The following is a 1,270-nucleotide window of genomic DNA, read 5'->3' on the forward strand; positions in this document are numbered from 1 at the left end:
TGCGGGTTTATGGAAATATGAAGTATCGGCTTCTTGGTGGAAAGCTGGACGGGCATCTGCATTTCAAAGCTGCGCATACACTCGCCGATAGAGAAATTCCCGTCCTCGCTCAACAGCATTTTGTTGGAAAAAAGCACCTTTGCTTCCTCGCTGTCCACCTTGTTTTGGTTGTACGCCAGTGCGCCGAACATATTGCCGCCAGTGCTTATTTTGGCAACCATAGTTCCTTGCACTCGTTTGTCAGGTCGATAACCTGACGGTTTAACATAGATAATTCAGTGGTCGCCTTTTCCAGTTTATAGAGAAAAGCCAGTGCCTTTTTCTCCGAAAAATTGCTATGCAACGCCTTTACAACTTGGTTATAATTGACCGCCACGGCTCTGAACTGGGCGTAAAATTCGGTCAGCCGGGCGCAATACTCGACCGCCGACTTATCCACTTTCACCACCCGGAACGGCTCGCCGAATAGTCGGGCAGCGATGAACCGGGACTTGCTCGTGACGCCCGACTGCTCCCACTGCGAGAGGAAACGGGCGTTCTCCCGGTCGTTCAGGTAAAGGACATGGCGATGCTTCGCCGGGTCTGCGAGGGCGGGGCGACCGCCCTTGTTGGTTCTTCTTGTTTCCATGCTTCTTTGGATTAAAAAATTACGACTTCGGAGTGATTTTTACCCCCGCAAGGGGCAAGGCGTTTTCAGGCACGGAAAACGGTTTTGTATGCTACAAAACACACCTTGCTATTTTCTGACGAAAATCGAAATCCGTCACGGACGGATTGGGGTTAGCGTGGAACGGTAAGCCCAGCCATTCACCAGCCCTGTTTTACACCTGCGCCCCCTGCGGTTCGTTACTCCGCTGCAAAGTAACGGTGATTTATAATGCTGTAAAATAGGTGGTTGGTGGACAAAACGGGACAGCGCAGGACAAATCGGGACAAGGTTTTCAGGGGACGTTTTTTCTCCCTTTTTTTGCATCGGATTTCAATATTGAAAGCAAGATTGAAAGAAATATTCCAATCAGGAAAGAATGATTGAAAGCAGGATTTCAATAAAACATGATTGCAGGATTTCAATATTTCAAGAAAGAATGAAAGCAGGAAAACAAGATTGAAATAAAACAGTCTTTCAATATTTCAAGATTGCAACATGGAAAGAATGAATGATTGAAAGCAATAAACAAATCTATCAACCAATAATGAACGGAAGCAATATGGAAAACGAGAAAACACCCCTTTATGTCGCCTTTTCCACCCAAAAGGGCGGGGTCGGCAA

General features: G+C 46.8%; 1 protein-coding gene and 2 pseudogenes. 1 reads left to right on the forward strand and 2 read right to left on the reverse strand.

Translation table 11 applies throughout. From position 1 onward, the window contains the following. Window positions 1-221 (reverse strand): annotated as a pseudogene (locus H8S64_RS22055) (conjugal transfer protein MobB); the annotation flags it as partial. Next, entirely contained in the window at window positions 206-628 is a 423-nt protein-coding gene (mobA, locus tag H8S64_RS22060) for a conjugal transfer protein MobA (RefSeq protein WP_032535946.1), read from the reverse strand. The gene mobA and the pseudogene H8S64_RS22055, both read right to left, overlap by 16 nt. Window positions 629-1,193: 565 nt before the next feature. Between mobA and H8S64_RS22940 the strand changes: the two are divergent. Further along, window positions 1,194-1,270 (forward strand): annotated as a pseudogene (locus H8S64_RS22940) (ParA family protein); the annotation flags it as partial.

Source organism: Butyricimonas hominis (assembly GCF_014287455.1).
Lineage (GTDB): Bacteria > Bacteroidota > Bacteroidia > Bacteroidales > Marinifilaceae > Butyricimonas > Butyricimonas muris.